Annotated in this window: 21 protein-coding genes; 5 read left to right on the top strand and 16 right to left on the bottom strand. The window is 67.0% G+C overall.

The window, feature by feature from the left end; translation table 11 throughout:
- Window positions 1–159 precede the first annotated feature (159 nt).
- The 12 genes from QFZ60_RS09370 to QFZ60_RS09315 form a co-directional block, all read right to left on the bottom strand.
- A complete protein-coding gene (locus QFZ60_RS09370; RefSeq protein WP_307089994.1) occupies window positions 160–678 on the bottom strand; it encodes a tetratricopeptide repeat protein in 519 nt (172 codons plus the stop codon).
- A complete protein-coding gene (gene aroB, locus QFZ60_RS09365) occupies window positions 678–1769 on the bottom strand; it encodes a 3-dehydroquinate synthase (RefSeq protein WP_307089992.1) in 1092 nt (363 codons plus the stop codon). The genes QFZ60_RS09370 and aroB overlap by 1 nt, the downstream gene beginning before the upstream one ends.
- Complete coding sequence (locus tag QFZ60_RS09360; RefSeq protein WP_307089990.1) at window positions 1766–2335, bottom strand: shikimate kinase; 570 nt, start codon at window positions 2333–2335, stop codon at window positions 1766–1768. Before QFZ60_RS09360 ends, aroB begins: the two co-directional genes overlap by 4 nt.
- Window positions 2335–3534: a chorismate synthase gene (gene aroC / locus QFZ60_RS09355; protein WP_307093279.1), complete on the bottom strand. Its 1200-nt coding sequence runs from the start codon at window positions 3532–3534 to the stop codon at window positions 2335–2337. Before aroC ends, QFZ60_RS09360 begins: the two co-directional genes overlap by 1 nt.
- Window positions 3535–3557: 23 nt before the next feature.
- Window positions 3558–4418 (bottom strand): shikimate dehydrogenase, encoded by an 861-nt coding sequence (locus tag QFZ60_RS09350; RefSeq protein WP_307093278.1) that lies wholly within the window; start codon window positions 4416–4418, stop codon window positions 3558–3560.
- Window positions 4415–6133, bottom strand: coding sequence for an endolytic transglycosylase MltG (mltG, locus tag QFZ60_RS09345; RefSeq protein ID WP_307089988.1), 1719 nt, complete (start codon window positions 6131–6133; stop codon window positions 4415–4417). Before mltG ends, QFZ60_RS09350 begins: the two co-directional genes overlap by 4 nt.
- The gene (gene ruvX / locus QFZ60_RS09340; protein ID WP_307089986.1) at window positions 6130–6729 is read right to left on the bottom strand and encodes a Holliday junction resolvase RuvX; all 600 of its coding nucleotides are present in this window, start codon (window positions 6727–6729) and stop codon (window positions 6130–6132) included. Before ruvX ends, mltG begins: the two co-directional genes overlap by 4 nt.
- A gap of 7 nt (window positions 6730–6736) precedes the next feature.
- Window positions 6737–9415 carry an alanine--tRNA ligase gene (gene alaS, locus QFZ60_RS09335; RefSeq protein WP_307089984.1) on the bottom strand — a complete coding sequence of 893 codons (2679 nt, stop codon included), beginning with the start codon at window positions 9413–9415 and terminating at the stop codon, window positions 6737–6739.
- 126 nt (window positions 9416–9541) lie between these two features.
- The gene (locus QFZ60_RS09330) at window positions 9542–9772 is read right to left on the bottom strand and encodes a DUF6167 family protein (protein WP_307089982.1); all 231 of its coding nucleotides are present in this window, start codon (window positions 9770–9772) and stop codon (window positions 9542–9544) included.
- 17 nt (window positions 9773–9789) lie between these two features.
- The gene (locus QFZ60_RS09325; protein WP_307089979.1) at window positions 9790–10164 is read right to left on the bottom strand and encodes a DUF948 domain-containing protein; all 375 of its coding nucleotides are present in this window, start codon (window positions 10162–10164) and stop codon (window positions 9790–9792) included.
- A gap of 145 nt (window positions 10165–10309) precedes the next feature.
- On the bottom strand, window positions 10310–10936 hold the full coding sequence (gene rpsD / locus QFZ60_RS09320; protein WP_009357431.1) for a 30S ribosomal protein S4: 627 nt from the start codon (window positions 10934–10936) through the stop codon (window positions 10310–10312).
- A gap of 169 nt (window positions 10937–11105) precedes the next feature.
- Window positions 11106–12560 (bottom strand): replication-associated recombination protein A, encoded by a 1455-nt coding sequence (locus QFZ60_RS09315; RefSeq protein WP_307089977.1) that lies wholly within the window; start codon window positions 12558–12560, stop codon window positions 11106–11108.
- Between the two features lie 62 nt (window positions 12561–12622).
- Between QFZ60_RS09315 and QFZ60_RS09310 the strand changes: the two genes are divergently transcribed.
- The gene (locus QFZ60_RS09310) at window positions 12623–13291 is read left to right on the top strand and encodes an acVLRF1 family peptidyl-tRNA hydrolase (protein WP_307089975.1); all 669 of its coding nucleotides are present in this window, start codon (window positions 12623–12625) and stop codon (window positions 13289–13291) included.
- A 15-nt stretch (window positions 13292–13306) separates the two neighbouring features.
- Here the strand turns inward: QFZ60_RS09310 and QFZ60_RS09305 are convergent, their stop codons facing one another.
- Both QFZ60_RS09305 and aspS read right to left on the bottom strand, forming a co-directional pair.
- Complete coding sequence (locus QFZ60_RS09305; RefSeq protein WP_373427717.1) at window positions 13307–14086, bottom strand: GNAT family N-acetyltransferase; 780 nt, start codon at window positions 14084–14086, stop codon at window positions 13307–13309.
- A 137-nt stretch (window positions 14087–14223) separates the two neighbouring features.
- On the bottom strand, window positions 14224–16020 hold the full coding sequence (aspS, locus tag QFZ60_RS09300; RefSeq protein WP_142122012.1) for an aspartate--tRNA ligase: 1797 nt from the start codon (window positions 16018–16020) through the stop codon (window positions 14224–14226).
- 96 nt (window positions 16021–16116) lie between these two features.
- Between aspS and QFZ60_RS09295 the strand changes: the two genes are divergently transcribed.
- Entirely contained in the window at window positions 16117–17370 is a 1254-nt protein-coding gene (locus tag QFZ60_RS09295; protein ID WP_307089970.1) for an APC family permease, read from the top strand.
- A gap of 11 nt (window positions 17371–17381) precedes the next feature.
- On the opposite strand, the gene hisS is transcribed toward QFZ60_RS09295, so the two are convergent.
- Window positions 17382–18749 (bottom strand): histidine--tRNA ligase, encoded by a 1368-nt coding sequence (gene hisS / locus QFZ60_RS09290; RefSeq protein ID WP_307089968.1) that lies wholly within the window; start codon window positions 18747–18749, stop codon window positions 17382–17384.
- A 230-nt stretch (window positions 18750–18979) separates the two neighbouring features.
- Between hisS and QFZ60_RS09285 the strand changes: the two genes are divergently transcribed.
- The 3 genes from QFZ60_RS09285 (at window position 18980) to QFZ60_RS09275 (ending at window position 22359) form a co-directional block, all read left to right on the top strand.
- A complete protein-coding gene (locus QFZ60_RS09285; RefSeq protein WP_307089966.1) occupies window positions 18980–19798 on the top strand; it encodes a peptidylprolyl isomerase in 819 nt (272 codons plus the stop codon).
- A 67-nt stretch (window positions 19799–19865) separates the two neighbouring features.
- Window positions 19866–21485 (top strand): DUF349 domain-containing protein, encoded by a 1620-nt coding sequence (locus tag QFZ60_RS09280; RefSeq protein ID WP_307089964.1) that lies wholly within the window; start codon window positions 19866–19868, stop codon window positions 21483–21485.
- Between the two features lie 100 nt (window positions 21486–21585).
- Complete coding sequence (locus QFZ60_RS09275; protein ID WP_307089962.1) at window positions 21586–22359, top strand: type IV toxin-antitoxin system AbiEi family antitoxin; 774 nt, start codon at window positions 21586–21588, stop codon at window positions 22357–22359.
- On the opposite strand, the gene QFZ60_RS09270 is transcribed toward QFZ60_RS09275, so the two are convergent.
- Window positions 22240–24630 (bottom strand): bifunctional (p)ppGpp synthetase/guanosine-3',5'-bis(diphosphate) 3'-pyrophosphohydrolase, encoded by a 2391-nt coding sequence (locus QFZ60_RS09270; RefSeq protein ID WP_142122024.1) that lies wholly within the window; start codon window positions 24628–24630, stop codon window positions 22240–22242. The genes QFZ60_RS09275 and QFZ60_RS09270 overlap by 120 nt on opposite strands.
- Window positions 24631–24636: the final 6 nt, after the last annotated feature.

Here is a 24636-nt window from a genome sequence, read left to right as displayed (position 1 = left end):
GTTTCTTTGTCTGGCCGCGTGGTCAGATGCTGTATGCCGGGCGGGCACGCCGTAACGGCCCGCCTGCACGTGTTTGTCAAAAATCGCGTGGATGCAAAAATTCCACAACCATTCTACCGGTAAATCGGGGCCGGCCTTTCCGCGGCTGCTGCCTGCGGCCTAGCAGGCCAGGTCCAGGACGTCCCTGGCCCGCTGGAGGGCCACGGTGGAGGAGTAAATCTGGGCGGCATCGGCCGATTGCGCAACCCGCAGGTCGAGCGCCCGGGTGAAGGATTCGACCGCAGCGGAGGTTTGGCCGGCGGCGTACTGTGTCCGGCCCAGGTATTGGAGGGCCAGAGCTTCGCGCGGTGTGCCGTGCGCTTCAGCCAGGAGTTGGCGGAACAGGCCGATGGCGCGGTCCATGCGGTGGGTGACGCTCAGCACTTCGGCTTCGAACACGCGAAGCAGGAACGACTCCGGGTCCTTGAAGCGTGCCTCGGCCAACAGTTCGGCGGCCTCGGACGCGTGGCCCTGGACCAGGAGCACGAAGATATGGTCGGCGGGGTCCGTTGAGGTGGCCAACGTCTCCCGCACAACGTCCTCATTGACGATCTGAGGCAGCAGGGTGTCCGGGTTGATCCGGATTCCCGGGAACCCCGCCTCGGGCCAGTCGGACGTGCCGCTCATGTCGCCCTGCATCAGGATGCGATTTCCTGGTAGGCCGCGAACAGCAGCGAGGTGTCCGGGACGTCGAGGATGCCCGGTTTGGCGATGCCGTCAAGCACCACGAACCGCAGCAGATCCCCGCGGGACTTCTTGTCCCGGCGCATGCCGTCGAGCAGGCCCTGCCAGCGGTCCCGGCGGTAGGTGACCGGGAGCCCAAGCCCTTCGAGGATGCTCCGGTGCCGGTCGGCGTCGACGTCGCTGAGCCGCCCCACGCTGCGGGCGAGTTCCGCTGCGAACATCATGCCCACGGACACTGCGGCGCCGTGCCGCCAGGAGTACCGCTCCACCAGTTCGATGGCGTGCCCCAGGGTGTGCCCGTAGTTCAGGATTTCCCGCAGTCCGGACTCTTTGAGGTCCTCGGAAACCACTTTCGCCTTCACGGCAACGGCCCGCTCGATGAGTTCCCTGAGCTCGTCGGAGCGGGGGTCCACCACAGCTTCCGGGTCCTTTTCCACCAGGTCCAGGATGGCCGGATCGGCAATGAAGCCGCACTTGATGACCTCCGCCAGGCCGGAAATGATCTCATTCTTCGGCAGCGTGTCCAGGGTATCCAGGTCCGCCAGGACGGCAGCGGGCGGGTGGAAGGAACCCACCAGGTTCTTGCCCTCTGCGGTGTTGATGCCGGTCTTGCCGCCCACGGAGGCGTCCACCATTGCCAGCAGGCTGGTGGGCATGTGGATGACTTTGACCCCGCGCAGCCAGGTGGCGGCGACGAAGCCTGCAAGGTCGGTCACTGCCCCGCCGCCAACGGCGACGATGGCGTCCGAGCGGGTGAAGTCGTTCTGGCCCAGGACCTGCCAGCAGAATGCCGCCACCTGGATGTGCTTGCCTTCTTCGGCGTCGGGGATTTCGGCGGTGAGGGAGGTGAAGCCGGCGGCGGCGAGTTCATCGCGGACGGTGTCACCGGTGAGGCGCAGGGCGCGGGGGTGGATCACCAGGACCCGGCGGACGCGCTCGCCGAGCAGCGCGGGAAGGTCACCAAGCAGGCCGCGGCCGACGACAACGCCGTAGTTGTTGCCGGCACCTTCGCCGGTGACGTTGATGACTGTTGATTGGGTGTTCACTTTTCAACTTCCTGTTTGGCAGCTGCGTGGTTCCGCAGTGCTGCTTCCAGCCGGCCGCCGAGCTCGGGTATCGAGCCGTGGCGGACGTCGAGGGTGATGTCGGCCAGCCGCTCGTAGACCGGCCTGCGGGTGGCGAACATTGCTGTCCAGCGGCTCATGGCGTCACCGGCAAGGAGGGGCCTGCCGGAGTTCCGGGCAATCCTGTCCGCCACTGTTTCGGCATCGCATTCCAGGTACACCACCGTGCAGCGGCTGATCAGCTGCTGGGTCCCGGAGTCCAGTACCGCTCCCCCGCCCAGTGAGATAACCGTGGGTGTCGCTTCGGCTTCCTCGACGGCGTGGGCAACCGTTCGCGCCTCAATTTCCCTGAAGGCGTGTTCACCGCGGCCGGCGAAGATTTCGGCGATGGATCCATGACCGGCGACGATCACGGCATCAGTGTCAACGAACCGGGCGCCCAGCTGCTGCGCCAGTTGCTGGCCGATGGCTGATTTGCCAACGGCCATGGGGCCGATGAGCACGATCGGCCGGTCGCCGACAGGTCCAATGTTGCTGCGGTGGAGCACTACTGGCCGATCGAGTCCAGGGATGCCGGGATGTTGTCCAGGTAACCCTTGATGTTGCGCGCGGTTTCCGCCACTGAGTCACCGCCGAACTTTTCGATGACGGCTTCGGCGAGGACCAGGGCCACCATGGCCTCGGCCACCACGCCGGCGGCCGGGACTGCGCAAACGTCGGAACGTTGGTGGTGGGCCTTGGCCGGTTCGCCGGTGCTGACATCAATGGTCCGCAGGGCACGCGGTACGGTGGCGATGGGCTTCATGGCCGCGCGGACGCGCAGGACGTCCCCGATGCTCATTCCGCCTTCGATGCCGCCGGCGCGGTTGCTGGCGCGGACAATCGTGCCCTCGCCGTCGCGGACGATTTCGTCATGGGCGGCAGAACCGCGGCGGGCGGCGGTGAGGAAGCCGTCGCCCACCTCCACGCCCTTGATGGCCTGGATGCCCATGAGGGCGGCCGCGAGCCTGGCATCCAGCCGGCGGTCCCAGTGCACGTAGCTGCCAAGTCCGGGCGGAAGGCCGTAGGCCAGGACCTCCACCACACCGCCCAGCGTCTCGCCTTCCTTGTGCGCGGCGTCCACCTCGGCCACCATGGCGTCGGAGGTTTCGCGGTCGAAGCAGCGCAGGGGGTCGGCATCCAGGGCGATGACGTCGCCCGGCGCCGGCAGCGGGCGGCCTTCCGGGACCGTCACGCTGGCGATGGACACTGTGTGGCTGACCAGTTCAATGCCGAGGTGCCTCAGGAACTGTGCCGCCACGGTGCCCAGCGCCACGCGGGTGGCTGTTTCCCGTGCACTGGCGCGCTCAAGCACCGGACGGGCTTCGTCGAAGCCGTACTTCTGCATGCCCGTGAAGTCGGCGTGTCCCGGGCGGGGGCGCGTGAGAGGCGCGTTACGGGCCTGGTCGGCGAGGAGTTCGGCGGCCACAGGGTCGGCGGACATGATCTGCTCCCACTTGGGCCATTCGGTGTTTCCCACCTGGATGGCCACGGGGCCGCCTTGGGTGATGCCGTGCCGGACACCGCCGAGGATGGTCACCACGTCCTGCTCGAATTTCATCCGCGCACCGCGGCCGTAGCCAAGGCGGCGGCGGGCCAGGGAGTCTGCGATGTGCCCGCTGGTGATTTCCACACCGGCGGGGACGCCCTCAATAATTCCCATCAGAGCCGGGCCATGGGATTCACCGGCAGTCAACCAACGCATAATTTCCATCCTGCCACGTAGGGCGGTCAGAACGCCCGCCGGGCAAGGCCGACTGCGTCACACATCACATCTATGACAGCTGCATTAACGTCTTCCCCGCGCCGGGTGAAGAGCCGCACCTGCTCCACGGCCTGGTACAGCAGCATTTCCAGGCCGGGCACTACCCGGCCGCCGCCGGCCTGCCATACCGAGGCAATCAGGCTGGGCCAGGGATCGTAGGCAACATCGAGCAGCACGCCCGGCATCGGCGTCTTCAGGGCAGCAAGTTCCGCTGCGAGTCCGTCTGCCGCACGCGGCGGCAGGGTGGAAATCACGACGTCGGCTTCCGACGTGGGGCGGGCGGCTTCCGTTAGGGAATGGACCTCGAGGGCAACCCCCAGGCTGTCGGCGGCATCCCGGACGTCCGCTGTCCGTGACGCATCGCGGACGAACAGCTGTACCGTTCCGGTTCCGAGTTCCTTCAGGGCAGCGACCGCCGAAGCAGCCGTCCCGCCCCCACCCAGGATGACTGCCGAAGGTGCTGCCGGGGTCCCGGCGTGGCAAAGGGCGTTGACGATGCCGGTGACGTCAGTATTGGAGCCCACCACCCTGGTACCGCCGGCTGATTCCTCGAACGTAACGGTGTTCACCACACCCAGGGTCTGTGCCACTCCCCGGACCTCGTCCACCTGGCCGAGCATCGCCGTTTTCAGGGGCATCGTGACCGAGAGGCCGCGCCAGCCGGGCTGGTGGCGGATCTGGCGCATGAAGGACGGCAGCAACTCCTCTGTGACATCGATGGCCGTGTAGCTGATCCCTGCACCCAGCTGCCCGTACGCCGACAGATGCAGCGCCGGGGATTTCGAGTGGCTGATCGGGTGGCCCAGGACGGCAGCCCGCAGGCTCATGTGCAGCGGCCAGCGTTGGCCTGGCACCAGGCGTTGTACTGCTCCACGTAGGCGTTGTGCTCGGCCAGGGTCTTGGCGAACTTGGTTTCCTTGGTGTCCAGGTTGATGGTCACCCAGTACAGGTAGTCATTGGCCTTGGGCCGGGCGGCTGCATCGATGGCGGTCTTGCCCGGGGAACCGATGGGCCCCGGCGGCAGGCCGGGATTGGCGTAGGTGTTGTAGGGGTTGGACTTGTCCTGGCGCTGTTCATCGGTGAAGTTGAAGCTGCGGGTGCCAAGGCCGTACGTGACGGCGGAGTCAACCTGGAGGAAGCCGCCGGTCTGGTCGTTCGGCTTGAGGCGGTTGTAAATGGCGCCCGCTACGTCGCCGTAGTCGGCCTGGCCGCCCTCGGCCTGGACGATGCTGGCCACGATGACGGCCTCATACTGCTTGGCCGGATCCGTGATGCCCTGCGACACGAGCTCATCGGTGGTGGCCTTCACCAGCGCCTGCAGGATGTCCTTGGCCGGCGTTCCCAGCGGGAAACGGTACTCCCCGGGTGCCAGGTAGCCCTCGAGGTTCTTGGCATTGGCGGGCAGGCCAAACTGCGCCGGCTGGTTGCTGAGGGCCTGCAGCTGCTGCACGGAGATCCCGGATCCCTCCGAAATCGACTGCAGGGATTCACCGATCCTCAAGCCCGCGCTGAGGGCGAAGTAGATGACTTTCGTCTTGTCCTTGCCCACCAGGACGTTCACCGCGTCGGCGTTCTTCATCTCGGTCTTGAAGATGTAGTCGCCCGGCGCAAGCGTGGCGCCGGACGCATGGAACACCTGCATGAAGGTATCCGCGTTGGCAACGACACGCTTGTTTTCCAGGTCGGTGGCCACTGAACGGGTTCCCTCGCCGCTCTCCACCGTTATCTGGACCTCACCCGTTCCGGGACCCGGGAAGTCTGACGGCTTGCCGTTACCGAGAAGGGGCTTGAGGAACTGGGCTCCCACGGCCACGGCGGCCACGAAGACAGCGAGCGTCAGGAACAGGGCCAGCAGCCTGCGGCGGCGCCGGACCTTCTTCGATGGCCGCGGCACTACCTGGGCTGCCGATGAGCCGGGAAGCAGTCCGTGGTCCGCACCGTAGTGGTGTTCGTCGTGGTGCTGGACATCGTGGTGCTGGACATCGTGGTGCGGCGCATCCACGTGGCCGTCGTCGTGGTACCCGGCGGCGTGGTGGCCATGGTCGTGGAGCACTTCCTGGTAGTCGTGCGCGCCGGCTCCGTGGTGCAGGTCCGCTTCGTGGTGCACGCCGGCGTACTGGACCTCGTCCGCCCGGTACGCCACGCTGTCCTCGTAGGCAACGTCGTCGTGGTGCTCGACGGCGGCGTGGTGCGGGACTCCGTCGTGGGATTCAAGAGGGTGGGGGGCATCCGCGGCGGCATCGTCCGCGGGGGAAGTGTCCGGGTGCTGTTCATCCTGGATCGACGGCGGTGCTTCCGGCGCTGCCGGTACGTCCCGGGCGCCGGGCAGCGGGGCAAACGAGGCCTCCCCTGCGGGAGGCGCAACGGCCGGCGGCGCGGCGGGGGGCGGCGGGGCGTCGCCGGTTTCGTAGGCGTGCTCGGGCACGGTGTCCTGCCCACCGGTATGGGTCTTCTCCCGTGCCCGCAGTTCCTTGCGGGTCAACGGCCTCCCGGCCCCGGTATCCAGCGGGCCGGAGGCGTCATCAATGTTGGCAGGGCTCACTGTTGCCTTCCATTATCTGAAGATTGTGCCGTGTCTGCGGGGGCGGCGCGGACCGATTCGTCCACCCCACCGGTCCCCTGGTCCACGGACGGGGATGGCGCTGTCACGCGTGAGCCGACATCCGCTCCCCTGGCTTTTTGCATGTCGATGGCGTGCTGAAGAATACCCGCTGCCGCGACCTGATCAACTACTTTACGGTGGTCCCTGCTGCTCATGCCAGCTTCATGCAGGTTCCGGTGGGCCGTGACACTGCTGAGGCGCTCGTCCACGAGGTTCACCGGGACAGCAAGCCCACGCCGTGAAAACTCGGCCGCGAGGAGCAGGGCGTAGTCCGTGGCCATCCTTGCGGATGCATGTTCCTCGCCCTTCATGGTCCTGGGCAGGCCAACGATGACCTGCACCGCCCCAAGTTCCTCCGCCAGGCCGGCGATGACGCGCACGTCCGAATTCTTTTTGGCGTTCCGGTCAAGGGTCTTGTACGGCGTGGCCAGGATGGAGTCTCGGTCGCAGACCGCCACCCCCACCCGGACGGTGCCGACGTCCACCCCCAGTTTGACGCCCTGGGGGTAGCCGCCGGCAGCAACAGGATTGGTCATGACTGGATTAGCGCCTGGAAATGGCGTCGACGACGGCTGCCAGGGCAGCGCCGACCTTTCCGGCATCGGTTCCGCCACCCTGGGCGACGTCGTCCTTGCCGCCGCCGCCACCGCCGAGCACTCCGGCTGCGACCCGGACCAGGGCACCGGCCTTGACGCCGGCTTCCCTGGCTGCCTCATTGGTGGCCACCAGGATCAGCGGGCGATCGTTGGCGACGCCGGCCACGGCCACGGCGGCAGCCGCCGAGCCGAGCCGGTTGCGCAGGTCAAGGGCCAGGCCGCGGAGGTCGTCGGCGCCGCTGACAGTGCCGGCGTCGTGGGCCAGCACCTTGATGCCGCCGGCATCCTGTGCGCTGTTGACCAGCTGCGCGGCGGAAGCGGCCAGCTGTTCCTTGCGGAGCCGGTCCAGTTCCTTCTCGGTGGCCTTCAACTTGGCAAGCGTGGCGGAAATCCTGTCGGCGAGCTGGCCGGACGGCACCTTCAGCAGGTCCGTCAGCTCCGTCACCAGGGCGCGCTCGGCAGCAAGGTGGCGGAAGGCCTCCATGCCGACGAATGCTTCCACACGGCGGTTTCCTGAGCCCACGGACTGCTCACCCAGGAGGGAGAGGCTGCCAATGAGCGAGGTGTTGGCAACGTGGGTGCCGCCGCACAGCTCGCGCGACCAGGCGCCGTCGATCTCCACGACGCGCACCTCGCTGCCGTAGTTCTCGCCGAAGAGGGCCATGGCGCCCATGGCCTTGGCTTCGGCCAGTCCCATGATCTTTGTTTCCACCGCGTAGTTGTTGCGGATGGCAAGGTTGGAGACTTCCTCGATTTCGGACCGGGTGGCGGTGCTCAGGCCCTCACCCCAGGCGAAGTCGAAGCGCAGGTAGCCTGCCTTGTTGAAGGATCCGCGCTGCGTGGCTTCCGGGCCAAGGATCTGGTGCAGGGCGGCGTGCACGATGTGCGTGCCCGTGTGGGCCTGCTCGGCGGCGTGGCGGCGTTCACGGTCGACGGCGGCGCGCACCAGCGAGTCAGCGCCGATTTCGCCTTCGCGGACGATCGCCTTGTGGACGCTCAGGCCCTTCACAGGGCGCTGGACGTCCAGGACCTCGACGACGAATCCATCACCGGTGATGAGGCCGGTGTCCGCGGCCTGGCCGCCGGCTTCGGCGTAGAACGGGGTCTCGGCCAGCACGAGTTCGATCTCGTCGCCGGTGGCTGCCTGCTGGACCTGGCGTCCCGCGCTGAGCAGGCCGCGCACGCGCGATTCCCCTTCGAGCTCGGTGTAGCCGGTGAAGACCGTCTCGCCCTCGGCCAGGATGTCCTGGAAGACGCTGACGTCCGCGTGGCCGCCCTTCTTGCCCTTGGCGTCGGCCTGGGCGCGCTGGCGCTGTTCCTGCATGAGGCTGCGGAATGCCGCCTCATCCACTTTGAGCCCGGCTTCCTCTGCCATTTCCAGCGTGAGGTCGATGGGGAAACCGTAGGTGTCGTGCAGGGTGAAGGCGTCTTCACCGGACAGCGGCTTGTTTGCTGCCTTGGATTCCCTGACGGCATCCTCGAGGCGTGCCGTGCCTGATGCGATGGTGCGCAGGAAGGCCTTCTCTTCGGCGTAGGCGATCCGGCTGATGCGGGCGAAGTCGGTCTCCACCACCGGGTAGACGCCCTTCATGGCATCCCGGGAGGCGGGCAGCAGTTCCGGCAGGCAGGCCTGTTCAACACCGAGGAGGCGCATGGAACGCACGGCCCGGCGGATCAGCCGGCGCAGGACATAGCCGCGGCCTTCATTGGAGGGGGTCACGCCGTCGGAAATCAGCATCAGGGCCGACCGGATGTGGTCGGCCACCACGCGCATGCGGACGTCGTCGGTGTGGTGGGGGTCGTCCGGGGTTTCGGCGGAGGTGTATTCCCTGCCGGACAGTTCCGCGGCCTTGTCGATGACCGGCCGCACCTGGTCGGTCTCGTACATGTTCTCGACGCCCTGCAGGATCATGGCGAGGCGTTCCATGCCGAGGCCCGTGTCGATGTTCTTCTTGGGCAGCTCGCCCACCACATCGAAGTCCACCTTGGAGCGCACATTTTCGATCTGGTACTGCATGAACACCAGGTTCCAGATCTCGATGTAGCGGGTCTCGTCGGCGAGGGGACCGCCCTCAACCCCGTAGGCAGGGCCGCGGTCGTAGTAGATCTCGGAGCAGGGACCCGCGGGGCCGGGCTGGCCGGTGTGCCAGTAGTTGTCCGACTTGCCCATCCGCTGGATGCGTTCAGCCGGGACGCCGGTGTTCTTCAGCCACAGTTCCTCGGCCTCGTCGTCCTCTTCGTAGACGGTCACCCAGAGGCGTTCCGGCGCAAGGCCGTAGCCGCCGTCGTCAACGCCCGTGGTGAGCAGCTCCCAGGCGAACTTGATGGCGTCTTCCTTGAAGTAGTCGCCGAACGAGAAGTTGCCGCACATCTGAAAGAAGGTGCCGTGGCGGGCGGTCTTGCCCACTTCCTCGATGTCGCCGGTGCGGATGCACTTCTGCACGCTGGTGGCCCGGGAGTAGGGGGCTTCCTCGCGGGCAGTGAGGTATGGAATGAACGGGACCATGCCGGCCACCGTGAACAGCAGGGAGGGGTCGCTGGAGACCAGCGATGCGGAGGGAACCGCGGTGTGGCCCTTGCTGACAAAAAAGTCCACCCAGCGCTTTGTGATCTCCTGCGACTTCATGAGCTGTTTTCTTACCCTTCTTGGTCCGCGCCGCCAGGCGGCACGGATATTTCGTTCAGGTGGCACGGTTCCCGGAACGGGTTCCTGCCGGTTGTTGGCTGATGTCGGTGTGGTGCCCCGCGGGGGTCAGCGGCGGACCAGTTCCGAGGACTCCACACCCAGGGCGGTCCGCAGGTCGGTTTCCCGTTCACGCATTCCTGCGCGGACGGCGTCGGCGAAGTCGTACACCCCGTCGGCGAGCTGCCCCACAGCACGGTTGAGGCCTGCCGGCCCCAGTGCGGACTGGGCCTGGCTCACCTTGCGGAAGGCAATGACTCCAATGGCCACGCCGATTCCCATCCAGACAATTCTTTTCATGTTCGTTCTCTTCGAATCTAGCGGCTGCGGCGGCCGGCAGCGGGCTTCCGGCGGTTGGCGAAGGCGCTGCGCACGCCGTAGCTGAACGCCGCGACCTTGATCAGCGGCGAACCGACGGTAGCGGCCACAAGCGAAGACAGAGCCGAAATGTTGGCGGACGCATCGGAGACGTTGGACGAGATGCCGTCCACCTTCTTCAACTGCTGGTTGGTGGTGGAGACGGTAGCCGTCACCTCGTCCATCAGGGGCGTGGCGCCGTCGCTGATGGACCTGATCGCGGTCCGCACCTCGTCGAAGACTTTACCCAGCTTCACGATCGGGACCGCGAGCAGCAGCACCAGGAGCGCAAACACCCCGGCAGCGATCAGGCCGGCAATATCGCCACCAGACATAGACGTTCATCTCCTCGAAATTCTGTGGTTGAGCCACATCCGCCGCATGCACGGAAGGCCCGTTGCGCAGATGTCCCCCAAGTACCTTACATACAAAGAAGCCCGCGGCGCTTGCCACGGGCTTCTTTGGATACGCTGCTGGGATTTAGCGTGCGTAGAATTCGACGACGAGCTGCTCTTCGCAGGTCACCGGGATTTCCGAGCGCTTAGGGCGGCGCACGAGGCGTGCCTGCAGGGCTTCCAGCTTGACGTCCAGGTAGGCCGGAACGGCAGGCAGGACATCGCGGTGTGCACCGGCTGCAGCAACCTGGAGCGGAACCATGGTCTCGCTGCGGCTGTGGACGTGGACCAGCTGGCCCTCGCCGACGCGGAACGACGGGCGGTCAACGCGGACGCCGTCAACCATGATGTGGCGGTGCACAACCAGCTGGCGGGCCTGGGCGATGGTGCGGGCGAAACCGGCACGCAGGACCAGGGCGTCGAGGCGCATTTCGAGCAGTTCGATGAGGTTTTCACCGGTCAGGCCCTTGGTGCGGCGGGCTTCCTCGAAGGCACGGGTCATCTGTGCTTCGCGGATGCCGTACTGGGCGCGCAGGCGCTGCTTTTCGCGCAGACGTACGGCGTAGTCGGAGTCCTGCTTCTTGCGGGCACGGCCATGCTCACCGGGGCCGTACGGGCGGCGCTCCATGTACTTGGCGGCCTTGGGGGTCAGAGCGATGCCGAGGGACCGCGAGAGGCGGGCCTGACGGCGAGCACGAGTGTTGTTAGCCACTGGTGTCCTTCCAATATCTACGGTTGTCAGTGTTACTGGCCTCCAGGATGGAGAGCATCGGCCAACCGCCGCCTTTTGCTACTGGGCCCAGGGCATAGCCTTCCCAACGTGAATTGGGGAGATTTTGCGTCCGTGCCTTGCCAGACAAACATCCAGCCTACCACGGCAGCTACTTGCCCCGCACAATCCTCCGCAGGCGCTCCAGCCGCTGGGCGATGTCCCTTTCCGCGCCGTTGCCGGTGGGCTGGTAGTAGTCCCGGCCCACCAGGTCGTCCGGCGGATACTGCTGGCTGGCGACCGCATGTGGTGCGTCGTGGGCGTACTTGTAGCCCACACCGTGTCCCAGCTGCTTGGATCCGGGATAGTGCGCGTCCCGCAGGTGCGCGGGAATTCCGACGCCGAGGCCCGCCCGCACGTCCGCGATGGCCTTGTTGATGCCCATGTAGGCCGCGTTCGATTTTGGCGCGGTGGCCAGATGGACCACGGCCTCCGCCAGGATGATCCGCCCCTCCGGCATCCCGATCAACTGCACGGCCTGCGCCGCGGCCACGGCGGTCTGCAGCGCGGTGGGGTCCGCCATGCCCACGTCCTCTGCCGCGGAAATGACGATCCGCCGGGCCACGAACCGCGGGTCCTCCCCCGCTTCCAGCATCCGCGCGAGGTAGTGCAGGGCGGCGTCAACGTCCGAGCCCCTGATGGACTTGATGAAGGCGCTGATGACGTCATAGTGCTGGTCACCCGCCCGGTCATAGCGTACGGCGGCGGCGTCCAGGGCGCGTTCGGTGTGGCGAAGTTCGACGGTGACCGGCTCCGCGGTGGCCGGCACGTCAGCTGCACTTTCCTCCCCCGCGGAACGTTCGACGTCGTCCGCGTCACCGAAAGCCACGCCCGCCGCAGCCTCCAGCGCGGTAAGCGCCCTCCGCGCGTCCCCGCCGGACAGCCGGACCAGGTGGTCCAGTGCGTCGTCGCTGAGCCGGACCTTGCCGCCCAGCCCGCGCGGGTCCTCCACGGCGCGCACCAGGAGGCCCTCGATATCGGCGTCGGTGAGGGGCTTGAGCGTAAGGAGCAGGGAACGGGACAGCAGGGGCGAGACCACTGAGAAGGAGGGATTTTCCGTGGTGGCCGCCACCAGGACCACCCAGCGGTTTTCGACGCCTGGCAGCAGCGCGTCCTGCTGGGCTTTGTTGAAACGGTGGATCTCGTCAAGGAACAGCACCGTGGTGGTCTTGTACAGGTCCCTGGCGGTCAGGGCGTCGTCCATCACGCGGCGGACATCCTTGACGCCCGCGGTGATGGCGGACAGCTCCACGAACTTCCGCCCGGGTCCGCGGGCAATGACGTGTGCCAGCGTTGTCTTGCCCGTGCCGGGCGGTCCCCACAGGATGAGGGAGGTGGGACCCGCCGGGCCGGTGGTGTCCGCCCCGGCGCCAGCGGCCAGCTGCCGCAGCGGGGACCCCTGGCCGAGCAGGTGCTGCTGGCCCACTACTTCATCCAGGGTGCGCGGACGCATCCGGACAGCCAGCGGGCTGCGCGGCGAACCTTTGCCCCGCGAACCCGTGCTTACCTCGGCGACGGGACCGTCGTCGTCGTCGTTTTCCGGCCCGTGCCCGAAGAGATCATCCACATAGATAGGCTACTTCCAGTTGACCCGTGCTTTTCCTCGCCTGTGACACCGAAGGAACCCCCATGCCTGCCCCCGCTGCCGCCGGCGGTCCGCCCTCCGTACGGACCGCGTTCGTCCCCGGCAGCCGGTTGCCCGGCTGGGCGGAAAGGTTCGGCGACTCGCACGGCGGGTACCGGCTGCAGGATGACGACGACGGCCTCCGCCTTCTGGCGGCAGATGGCACCGAGGCGCTGCTGCAGGCGCCGTGGCCGGCCGACGGACGGCCGGGACGCGGCATTGGACCCCTGGAACGGCTGGCTGGCCTTGCGTCCCAGCCGCGCCGGCTGGGACTGCTGCTGGTGCGGAGGGGCGGCTACGGCATCGGGGTGGCCAGCGAGGGCGCTCTGCTGGCGTCCAAGGCAGGCACCAGGTACGTCCAGTCGCGCACCGCTGCGGGCGGCCAGTCCCAGCAGCGGTTCGCCCGCCGCCGCTCCAACCAGGCGGACGCGTTGGTGTCGGCAGTGGCACAACAGGCGGCTGAAGTCTTTGCCGCAGTGGCCTTCGAGTACCTGGTGCCGGGCGGCGACCGGACCCTGGCCGACCAGGTCCTGGCGGAACCGGCCCTGCGTGATTACGCCCGCCTGCCGCGGCTCGCCTACCTGGATGTGGCGGAGCCCCGGGCCGCCGTCCTGAAGAAGGCAGCGGCGGACGCCTGCTCGGTCCGGATCACGGTGACCGACCCGACTGGCTAGCGCAGCCGGGGATGGCTAGCAACCGGTCAGGGCACGGCGGGGGCGTTCCTGGCGGTAAAGGTACCGGCCCGCCTCCCGGAATCCCGCTTGTGCATACAACGTCTGTGCCCCGTGGTTGGCCGCGGTGACCAGGAGCCAGAAGTCCGCGACGCCCTGTTCCACACCGGCGTGCAGCAGGGCCCGCATGATGGCTGTGGCGAAGCCACGGCGGCGGGCGTCCGGCAGGGTGGCCATGCAGTACAGGCCGCCATGCCTGGTGCCGTTGGGAAGGGCCAGTCGGCCGACGGCGGCGGCCTTGCCGTTCGGGTCCCGCACCAGGGCATACAGCGACGGGCACCCTTCGAGAATCGCCCGTGCGGTTGCCAGGGCATCCTCCCCTCCACGGCCGTCCACGTCCCACCAGACCCGGAGCCAGTCCGGGGACGGTACCGATGACAGCTCGACCGGCGACAGCCCGGTTGCCGCGGTGACGGGGGCGGCGGCCGGGAGCGGATCCGCCGAGGCGCTGAGGGTCATGACCAGTGTCTCGGATTGGCGGGTGAAGCCTTCAGCATCGAGCAGGTCGTGGAGTGCCGACGCGGGAGGGTTGTCGAACAGCTGGAAGATGACGGGCAGGCGTTGCCTGCGGTACCAGGCCCGGGCTTCGCGGAGCAGCCCGGGAAGGTCGTCACCGGACTGACCGGCAGTGAGGTCACGCGGCCAGATGGAGTTGGCACGCTGGGTCACCCCGCCGGCTGCGCGCAGGATCCAGCCGCCGGCGTCGTGCCGTTCCAGGGCAGGCCAGCCGGCATCCATGGCGGCTTCGAGGTCCAGGGGTGCGGGTTCGATGGTGCCCAAGGCGGACAACGGACAGCTCCTTTGTTAACAGCGGAGGCTCCCCGGTGATCCGGGGAGCCTCCCTTGGCCGCCGCCTTATGGCAGCGTCCGTGCTGCTACTGCTTCTCTTCGGGCTTCTTCTCTTCCGGCTTCTTCGCCTCAGGCTTGAAGTCCACGCCTGCCTCCTTGCGCTGCTGCGGCGTGATGGGGGCCGGAGCATCCGTCAGGGGGTCGTGGCCGCCGCCGGACTTCGGGAAGGCGATGACGTCGCGGATGGACTCAACGCCCGCCAGCAGCGACACCACCCGGTCCCAGCCGAAGGCAATGCCGCCGTGCGGCGGGGCGCCGTACTTGAACCCCTCCAGCAGGAAGCCGAACTTGGTCTGGGCGTCGTCCTTGTCCAGGCCCATCAGCTCAAACACGCGCTCCTGCACGTCACGCTGGTGGATACGGATGGAGCCACCGCCGATTTCGTTGCCGTTGCAGACGATGTCGTAGGCGTAGGAAAGCGCCGATTCGGGATCCTTGTCAAAGGTGTCAAGGAACTCCGGCTTGGGTGAGGTGAAGGCGTGGTGGACAGCGGTCCACTGTCCTCCGCCGACGGCGACATCGCCCGAGGCAACAGCGGCTGCGGCCGGCTCGAACATCGGCGCGTCCACGACCCAGCAGAAGGCCCAGGCGGTGGGATCGATCAGGCCCGTGCGGTGTCCGATCTCGACGCGTGCAGCGCCCAGCAGGGCACGCGACGGCGTCTTCTCACCGGCGGCGAAGAAGATGCAGTCGCCGGGCTTGGCACCAACGGCGTCAGCCAGGCCGGCGCGCTCGATCTCGGTGAGGTTCTTGGCCACCGGTCCGGCGAGCTCGCCGTCTTCCTTGTAGAGGACATAAGCCAGGCCCTTGGCGCCGCGCTGCTTGGCCCATTCCTGCCAGGCGTCAAGGGCGCGGCGCGCCTGTGAGGCGCCACCGGGCATGACGACGGCGCCGACGTAGGGTGCCTTGAAGACGCCGAAGTTGGTGTCCTTGAAGAAGTCGGTGAGCTCGGTCAGTTCCTGGCCGAAGCGCAGATCCGGCTTGTCCGAGCCGTAGCGCGCCATCGCATCGGCGTACGTGATGCGCTGGATGGGCGTGGGGATGTCGACGCCGATGAGCTGCCAAACCGCTTTGACGATGTTTTCGCCCAGCCGGATGATGTCGTCCTGGTCCACGAAGCTCGCCTCGATGTCCAGCTGGGTGAACTCCGGCTGCCGGTCGGCACGGAAGTCCTCGTCCCGGTAGCAGCGGGCAATCTGGTAGTACTTTTCGAAGCCGCCCACCTGCAGCAGCTGTTTGAACAGCTGCGGGGACTGCGGCAGCGCGTACCAGGAACCCGGGGCCAGGCGTGCCGGAACCAGGAAGTCACGGGCGCCTTCCGGCGTCGAACGCGTCAGTGTGGGCGTCTCGATCTCCACGTAGCCCTCATGGTGGAGCAGCTCGCGCGCCACCCGGTTCGCCTCGGAACGGAGGCGCAGGTTGCGGCTGGGGCCGGGACGGCGAAGGTCCAGGTAGCGGTGCTTGAGCCGGGCTTCCTCGCCGACTTCCACGTGCTCGTCGATCTGGAACGGCAGCGGGTCCGAGGTGTTGAGGATGGTGACGTCCTCGGCGATGACCTCGATGTCGCCCGTGGCCAGCGCCGGGTTCTCGTTGCCTTCCGGGCGCCTGGATACCGTGCCCTTGACCTGCAGGACGTACTCGTTACGCAGTCCGTGGAACACTTCTTCCTCGCGGACCACCACCTGGGCCACGCCGGAAGCATCGCGCAGGTCCACGAATGCCACACCACCGTGATCACGGCGGCGGCCCACCCAGCCGGCCAGGGTTACGGTTTGTCCAATGTGCTCGGAACGAAGGGATCCGAGGTCATGTGTGCGCAGCACAGCACGCCTTTCTGCGGGAAAACAGTGGGAAGTCAATATGATCGTTGCGGGAACGATCCCGTCCGAGTTTACCCGTTGGAAAGGGACTGCCGCCGCATGAGCGAACCGCAGCAGCTGCAACGCAGGCTGGGAACCTTTGACGCCACCGCCATCGGCCTGGGTTCCATGCTGGGCGCCGGTGTGTTTGTGGTGTTCTCTCCGGCCGCGGCGCTTGCGGGCAATCTCCTGGTCCTGGCCGTGGCCGTTGCCGGAATTGTTGCGTACTGCAACGCCGTGGCCTCCGCAGCCCTGGCGGCCAAGTACCCCACCAGCGGCGGAACCTACGTCTACGGCCGGAAACAGCTCGGCGAATGGCCGGGATTCCTGGCCGGCTGGGGTTTCGTGACCGGTAAGACGGCGTCCTGCGCAGCCATGGCGTTGACATTCGGCAGCTATGTGGCGCATGACTACGCGGTCCCGGTCGCCGTGGGCGCCGTCGTGGCCCTGACCGGCGTCAACCTGTTGGGCATCACCCGGACAGCCCTGCTGACGCGGATCCTGCTGTGCATGGTCCTGGCAACCCTGGTGTTCGTTGGCATCGCGGCCGTGCTGGGTCCGCACCCGGCCGCGCAGCCGGCAGGTGTGCCTTCCGGGGGTGCGGCCGGTGTCCTCCCTGCCGCCGGCCTGATGTTCTTCGCGTTTGCGGGATATGCCCGGATTGCCACGCTGGGCGAAGAGGTCAGGAATCCCGAACGTGCCATCCCGCGCGCCATCCTCGCAGCACTGGCGGCCGCCTTCGCCATCTACCTGCTGCTGGCCCTGCTCCTGCAGGCACACCTCGGAGCGCAGCTTGGGTCCACCAGGACTCCCCTGCTGGACGCCGTCCTGGACAGCCGGCTGGCAGCGGCGGCCCCGCTGGTGCAGGCAGGAGCTGCCGCGGCGTGCCTGGGCGCCCTCCTGGCACTGATCACGGGCGTAGGGAGGACAACGCTGGCCATGGCGAGGGAGCGCGATCTCCCGGGACCGCTGGCCAGGGTGGGCGGCGCCCACACGGTTCCGTTCGTCGCCGAACTGGCCGTGGCCGCCGTCGTCATCCTGCTGCTCCTGACCACCGACGTGATGACCGTGGTGGGCTTTTCAAGCTTCGGCGTGCTGGTCTACTACGCAGTCGCCAACGCGTCCGCCTTTACCCTTGCCGCCCACCCCGGTTACGCTCCGCGCTGGCTGAACCTGCTGGGCTTCCTGGGGTGCGTGGTGCTTGCCTTCACTTTGCCGCCCGCGTCGGTCCTGACCATGGCGGCGGTCCTTGCCGCCGGGGTGGCTGGACGCTGGCTGGTGCTGCGGTTCCGGCAGCACCAGCCAGCGCCGTAAACGCCCGCCTCCTAGACGGAGGCTGCGGCCGCGGTGGTCTCCACCTGCACCGCCAGGTCCTCCAGGGGCGGCATCCAGGTCTCAGGGGCCGCCAGCACCTGCTCGCCGGTGCGGATGTCCTTCACCTGGTGGGTGCCGTCCTCATCCGTGAACCACACAAACGGGATTCCCCTCCGGTCTGCGAACTTGATCTGCTTGCCGAACTTCTCCGCCTTGGCCGCAACTTCGGTGGGAATGCCCCGGCTGCGCAGCAGTGCGGCAACGTCCTGGGCTGTACCCCAGCTGTTGTCATGGTTCAGGGCCACCAGCACTGCGGTGGGAACGGAGCGGGAAGCTTTGGCGAGGTCCTGGCTCAGGATCCGGGACACCAAGCGGGTGACGCCGATGGAAAGCCCAACCCCCGGAAACTTCCGGTTGCCCTTCGACGCCAGGGCGTCGTACCGGCCGCCGGAACAAATGGATCCCAGCTGTTCGTGGCCCACCAGTACGGTTTCCACCACCGTGCCGGTGTAGTAGTCCAGGCCGCGGGCGATGCTGAGGTCAGCCAGCACCTTTCCCGGAGCGCGCTGCACGGCCGCGTCGATGACCTGCTCCAGCTCGTCCAGGCCTTCATCAAGGAGTTCGTTGGTGACGCCCAGCGCGCGGACCTGGGCCACAAACGACGTGTCTTCGGTGCGGATGGCAGCCAGCTGCAGGGCTTTCTGCGCCTGTTCGTCGGTGGCGCCGAGCTCGGCCTGGAGCAGCTCGGCCACCTTTGCGGGACCGATTTTTTCGAGCTTGTCGATACTGCGCAGCACGCCGGCGGTGTCATCGAGGCCGATGCCCCGGTAGAAACCTTCAGCGAGCTTGCGGTTGTTGATCCTGAGGCGGAAATCGGGGATGGGCAGGGCACTGAGTGCCTCGGCGATGACCAGCGCGATCTCGACGTCGTAACGGAACGGAAGCTCGCCGTCGCCCACCACGTCGATGTCCGCCTGGGTGAACTCGCGCGCCCGGCCTTCCTGGGGCCGTTCGCCGCGCCACACCTTTTGGATCTGGTAGCGGCGGAAGGGAAAGGCCAGGTAGCCGGCGTTCTCCACCACGTAGCGGGCGAAGGGCACCGTCAGGTCGAAATGCAGCGCAAGCGCGTGGGGGTCGGCTTTGCCGCCCTTGACGGGGTTATCGCTCTCGTCCTCCTGGAGCCGGCTGAGTCCGTACACTTCCTTGTCGATCTCGCCTTTGCGCAGCAGCTGCCCCACCGTTTCCACGGCACGGGTTTCGATCGACGAGAACCCATGCAGTTCAAAGACCCCGCGCAGGGTATCGAGCACATGCAGCTCCACCAGCCGCTCCTCGGGAAGCCACTCGGGGAATCCGGACAGGGAGGCGGTGCGTGCCATGGGGAAGGTTCTCCTTAGGAATGGAAGGTGCGCCGGAGCTGCCGGCCCCGCCCGCGCAACGGCGGGCATACGGCGGCAGAACAGCCAGCCATGCATAAACTATGTGCGGCAGCCAGTTTATGCGTCATCCGTGTGCATCTCTAATGCGGCGGACCCGCAAAGCCTGGCCCTGATCCCTGCGCCCAGCGGCCACCCGCCGGGCACCAGCAGCCCGACGACGAGGAGGACCCTTGGCGGCCAGTTCACGCAGTGCACGCGAAACAAAGCGGCGCATCCAGCAGATGGAGGCCAAGCGTGAGCTCCGGCGCACCCAGGAGAAGCGCCGGAAGCGCGACAATCTCGTGGCCGCCGGCGCCGGAACCGCCGCCGTGCTCCTCGCCGTCGTCCTCCAGCTCACGGCGTTCGCCGGAAATCCCACCGAGGACGAATATGCCGCCGCGCAGGCAGGGCTGACGGATCCGTCCGCCTCTGCAAGCGCACCGGCCACACCCTCGGCACCGCCAACCAACGGACCAAACATTCCGGCAGCGGACACCGCAGCGGGAAAGACGTTCACGGGCGAGCTGCTGCTGAACGGCAGCCCGCTGGGCGTGGAAGTGGACGGGGCCAAGGCTCCGCAGGCGGCGGCAGTGTTCAAATCGCTCAGCGACGAAGGCTACTTCAACGGCAAGTCATGCCACCGGCTCACCACGGCGGACCAGTTCGGCGTGCTGCAGTGCGGCTCCCCCAACGGCGACGGGCAGGGGGACCCGAATTACACGTGGGGTCCGCTGGAGAACACCCCCGCCGACAACACCTATCCTGCAGGCACCATCGCCGTGGCCCGCACGGGAAACAATGCCTACGGCAATGGAACGCAGTTCTTCATTGTGTACAAGGACACCGTCATTCCTGCGGACACGGCAGGCGGCTATACCGTGGTGGGGAAGGTGACGTCCGGGCTTGATGTCGTGTCCAATATCGCCGCCGCAGGCATCACCCCCGCCGCCGGCGACACGGACGGCGCGCCAAAACAACCAGTCACGATAGACTCGTTCTCTCTGAAGTAGGAAGCCGGGCCGGACAGGCCGCGGTGCAGCACGTGAGTATTTCCCTCCAAGCGAAAGACTTTTAGCGGTGACAGACAGTCAGAAATCCGACGAAACAGCAACAGACGTGACCGAAACAGCGGCTCCGGCCGAGGTTGGCGGTACTGAGGCCGATGCCGGGCAGTCCCCCGTAACCCCTGAAGCCGCGGCTTCGGACGAGGGTGCAGGGCAGGCCGCCGAAAACCAAAGCGCTGAGAACCAGGGCGTGGACCAGAGCGATGAGGACCAGGACAGCGGGACCGCCGCTGAAGAGTCCGCGCCTGCCGCGGCGGCTTCCAACGCCCCGGCTCCCGCACCGCGGCCCTCCGCTCCGTCTCCCGCAGCTTTCGCATCGCGTCCCAAGCCTGCTGCCGCCGCTCCCGCCGCAGCCGCGGCTCCTGCTGCGCCCGGCACATCTGTTGCCGAGGCTTCCAAATGGGGCAGGGTGGAGGGGGACGGCCACGTCTACCTGACCATCGATGGCGAGGAACACCCCGTGGGCCAGTACCCGGGCGTCAGCGACGACGAAGCGCTGCTGTACTTCGCGCGGAAATACGACGACGTTGTGGCCCAGATCGTGCTCCTGGAGCAGCGGGTCAGCTCCAAGGCCCCCAGCACCGACATGCAGAAGACCGTAACGCACCTGCGTGAACAGCTTGCCGAACGGAACATGGTGGGTGACCTCCGCTCAGCCGAGGCGCGCCTGGACAAGCTGGCAGGCCAGATCACCGAACTGGAAAAGGCCGAAAAGGCCGAGCACGACGCCGTGCGCGCTTCCGAGCTCGCAGCCCGCGAAGCCATCGTGGCGGAAGCAGAGGAAATCTCCGGCCAGGATCCCGTGCAGACGCAATGGAAGACCTCCAGTGCGCGGATGAACGAGCTCTTCGAGAACTGGAAGGCAGCCCAGAAGAGCGGTGTCCGCCTGGGCCGCAGCAACGAAGACGCCCTATGGAAGCGCTTCCGCGCCGCCCGCACCGTCTTCGACCGGCACCGCCGCGCCTACTTCTCGCAGCTGGACAGCAACAACTCCGCCGCAAAGGCCGCCAAGGAGAAACTGATCGCCGAGGCCGAGGCGCTCTCCACGTCCACTGACTGGGGCTACGCCGCCGGTGAATACCGCCGGCTGATGGACCAGTGGAAGGCCTCCCCGCGGGCAAGCCGCAAGGACGACGATGCGCTCTGGGCAAGGTTCCGCGCCGCCCAGGACGTCTTCTTCACCTCCCGCCAGGCCGCCAACGAGGAGATCGACCAGGAGTACGCCGCCAACCTGACGGTGAAGGAGGCGCTGCTGGCCGAGGCCAACACTATCCTGCCTGTGAAGGACCTGGCCGCAGCCAAGAAGGCGCTCCAGTCCGTCCGTGACCGGTGGGAGGAAGCCGGCAAGGTTCCCCGCGCAGACATGGGACGGATCGAAGCCGGCCTGCGGAAGGTTGAAGACGCCGTGCGCCATGCGGAGGAAGAGCAGTGGCAGCGGTCCAACCCCGAGCGCAAGGCGCGTACCAACAGCGCGCTCTCGCAGCTGGAATCCGCTATCGCCGGGCTCCAGGACGACCTTGCCAAGGCTGAGAAGAGCGGCGACCAGCGCAAGATCAAGGCTGCCCAGGAAGCACTCGAGGCACGCCAGGCCTGGCTGGACCAGATCCAACGTTCCGCCAGCGAGCTTGCCTGACGTTACAGTCCTGAACTGATGGGCACAGGCCCGGTCCCGGTTATCCACATAACCCGGACCGGGCCTGTGCCTGTTAATGGCGTCCGGGCAGGATGGGGGTATGGCCACACCTCCAGCTTCCCCAGCCGCCAGACCGGGCAGGGAAGCGTCCACTGCCGCTTTCCGGGCGGGCTGCCAGGCGAACGGCGCGGAGCCGCCGGCACCGCCGCGCTTTCCCGACCTGTACGCACCCGGCGCGCCATTCGCCGGCCCTGAACTGCAGTCCCTGGCCGCCGACGGGCTGCTGGCCCGCTTCCACCAGCACGGCTACACCCTCCCGGGAATTCCGGCATCGCCGCAACTGCGGGCCAGGGCTGCGGCCGGAGCATTCCCACCGGCCATCCGGCAGCGTGTTGTGGCCGGAAGGCTGACTGCCGCCTGGATCTACGGCTGCGCCGGGGAACCGGACAGGCTGGCGCTGCTGGTGGATGCGAAGCGGAGGGTGTCCAGCCTCCGGAATACGCGCGGCTGCACGCTGCACGAGGTGAAGCTCGGCCCGTTCGACGTGATCAGCCTGGGCGGACTGATGGTCTCCAGCCCGCTGCGCACCGCCCTCGATATCGCCCTGCATGTGGAGGCCGAACGCGCCGTCCCGGCACTGGCCGGGTTGCTCGCCCGGCCGCAGCAGGATGTCAGGCTCCGCCTCCTGGTGCGCGCCATCGAGGCTACCCCGCGGGTCCCGCACAAGCGGGCTGCTTTGGCGAAGCTTGCGCTGCTAGCTACGGCGCTTGTTCCCGGTGGTGCGGTAGACGTCGAACACGCCGTCGATCCGCCGGACGGCGCTGAGGACGTGGCTGAGGTACTTCGGGTCCCCCATCTCGAAGGCGAACTTTGAGATGGCCACCCGGTCCGTGGACGTGTGGACGCTGGCGGCGAGGATGTTGACGTGGTTGTCCGACAGGACCCGGGTCACGTCGGAGAGCAGGGATTTCCGGTCTAGGGCCTCAACCTGGATTTCCACCAGGAACACACTGGACTGCGTGGGCGCCCAGTCAACGTCCACGATCCGGTCCGGCTGGTCCTTCAGGTCCGAGATGTTGGTGCAGTCGGTCCGGTGCACGGAGACGCCGGATCCACGGGTCACGAAGCCGAGGATCGGGTCCGGTGGAACGGGCGTGCAGCAGCGCGCCAGCTTCACCCAGACATCACCAACGCCGCGGACCACAACGCCGGAGTCGGAGAAGCGGGCCTTGCTGACCTGCGTGGGGATGCTGACTTCTTCGACGTCGTCATCGGCGCTCTCGTTGCCGCCAAGGCTCTCAATGAGCTTCTCCATGACCGACTGGGCGGAAGTGTGCCCGTCGCCCACGCCGGCATAGAGGCCTGAGATGTCCGCGTACTTGAATTCCTCGGCCACGGCGGCCAGCGCCTCGTGCGTCATCAGCCGCTGCAGCGGAAGGTTCTGTTTCCGCATGGCGCGGGTCAGCAGCTCCTTGCCGCGGTCAATCGCCTCTTCGCGCCGTTCCTTGCTGAACCACTGGCGGATCTTGTTGCGCGCCCTGGCGCTCTTGACGAAATGCTGCCAGTCCTGGCTGGGCCCCGCCCCCTCGGCTTTGGAGGTAAAGATCTCCACCCAGTCACCGTGGTTCAGCTCGCTGTTGAGCGGGACCAGTTTGCCATTGACCCTGGCACCGATGGTGCGGTGGCCCACCTCGGTGTGCACGGCGTAGGCAAAGTCCACCGGCGTGGAGCCCGCGGGAAGCGCCATGACTTCGCCCTTGGGCGTAAATACAAACACTTCACGGGCATTGATTTCAAAGCGCAGCGAATCCAGGAACTCACCGGGATCGGACGTTTCCTGCTGCCAGTCCACCAGGGAACGCAGCCACCCCATGTCGCCATCGCGCGGGCTTCCGGGACCGACGGCGGTGCGGTTGGGCTGGTCTTTGTACTTCCAGTGTGCCGCAACGCCATATTCGGCGCGGCGGTGCATTTCGTGGGTCCGGATCTGGATTTCCACGGGCTTTCCACCGGGGCCGATCACCGTGGTGTGCAGGGACTGGTACATGTTGAACTTGGGCATCGCGATGTAGTCCTTGAACCTGCCGGGCAGCGGGTTCCAGCGCGAGTGCATGGTGCCCAGGGCGGCGTAGCAGTCCCGGACGGAGTCCACCAGGACGCGGACGCCCATGAGGTCGTTGATGTCGTCGAAGTCCTTGTCGCGGACGATCATCTTCTGGTAGATGGAGTAGTAATGCTTTGGCCGGCCCGTAATGGTGGCCTTAATCCGGGCGGCACGCAGGTCCTCGGTGATCTGGTCACGGATGACGCCCAGGCTCTTTTCCCGCTCAGGTGTCCTGTCCCCCACCATCCGGACGATCTCTTCGTACACCTTGGGGTACAGCGCAGCGAAGGACAGGTCCTCAAGTTCCCACTTGATGGTGTTCATGCCCAGGCGGTGGGCCAGCGGTGCGAAGATCTCCAGGGTTTCCCGGGCTTTGCGGGCGGAGGACTCAGCCGATACGAAGCGCCAGGTGCGGGCGTTGTGCAGCCGGTCCGCCAGCTTGATCATCAGGACGCGGATGTCCTTGGCCATGGCAACGACCATTTTGCGGACCGTCTCGGACTGCGCGGCCTCACCAAAGCTGACCTTGTCCAGTTTGGTGACGCCGTCCACCAGCATGGCCACTTCAGGGCCGAAATCCCGCTTCAAGTCAGCGAGGGTGTAGGACGTGTCCTCGACCGTGTCATGCAGCAGGGCGGCAGCCAGGGTGGTGCCGCTGAGTCCCAGTTCCGCGAGGATGGTGGCCACTGCCACCGGGTGGGTGATGTACGGATCCCCGCTCTTGCGCTTTTGCCCGCGGTGGCAGCGCTCGGCGACATCGAACGCACGCTGGATAAGGTCGAAATCCTCTTTTGGATTGTTGGCGCGTACGGTCCGCAGCAGCGGCTCGAGGATGGGCGAGTAGGTGGCAGGTCCCCGCCCGGTCAGGCGGGCAAGCCGGGAGCGGGTGCGCTCCCGGCGGCCGGGAAACGTGGGGCGTGATCCTGAGTTATCGACAGGAACCAACGAGCCCGGGCGCGCGGAAGGTGCCGCACCGGTTTGCAAACCGGCAGGATTTTTTTCCTCCTGCGCCGTTGGCGCTGACGCCGAACGTTCTTCCAATGAAGT

It is taken from the genome of Arthrobacter sp. B2I5 (assembly GCF_030816735.1).
Taxonomy (GTDB): domain Bacteria; phylum Actinomycetota; class Actinomycetes; order Actinomycetales; family Micrococcaceae; genus Arthrobacter.
The sequence above is the reverse complement of the archived record's forward strand: the minus strand, read 5'-3'. Positions and strand labels throughout refer to the sequence as shown.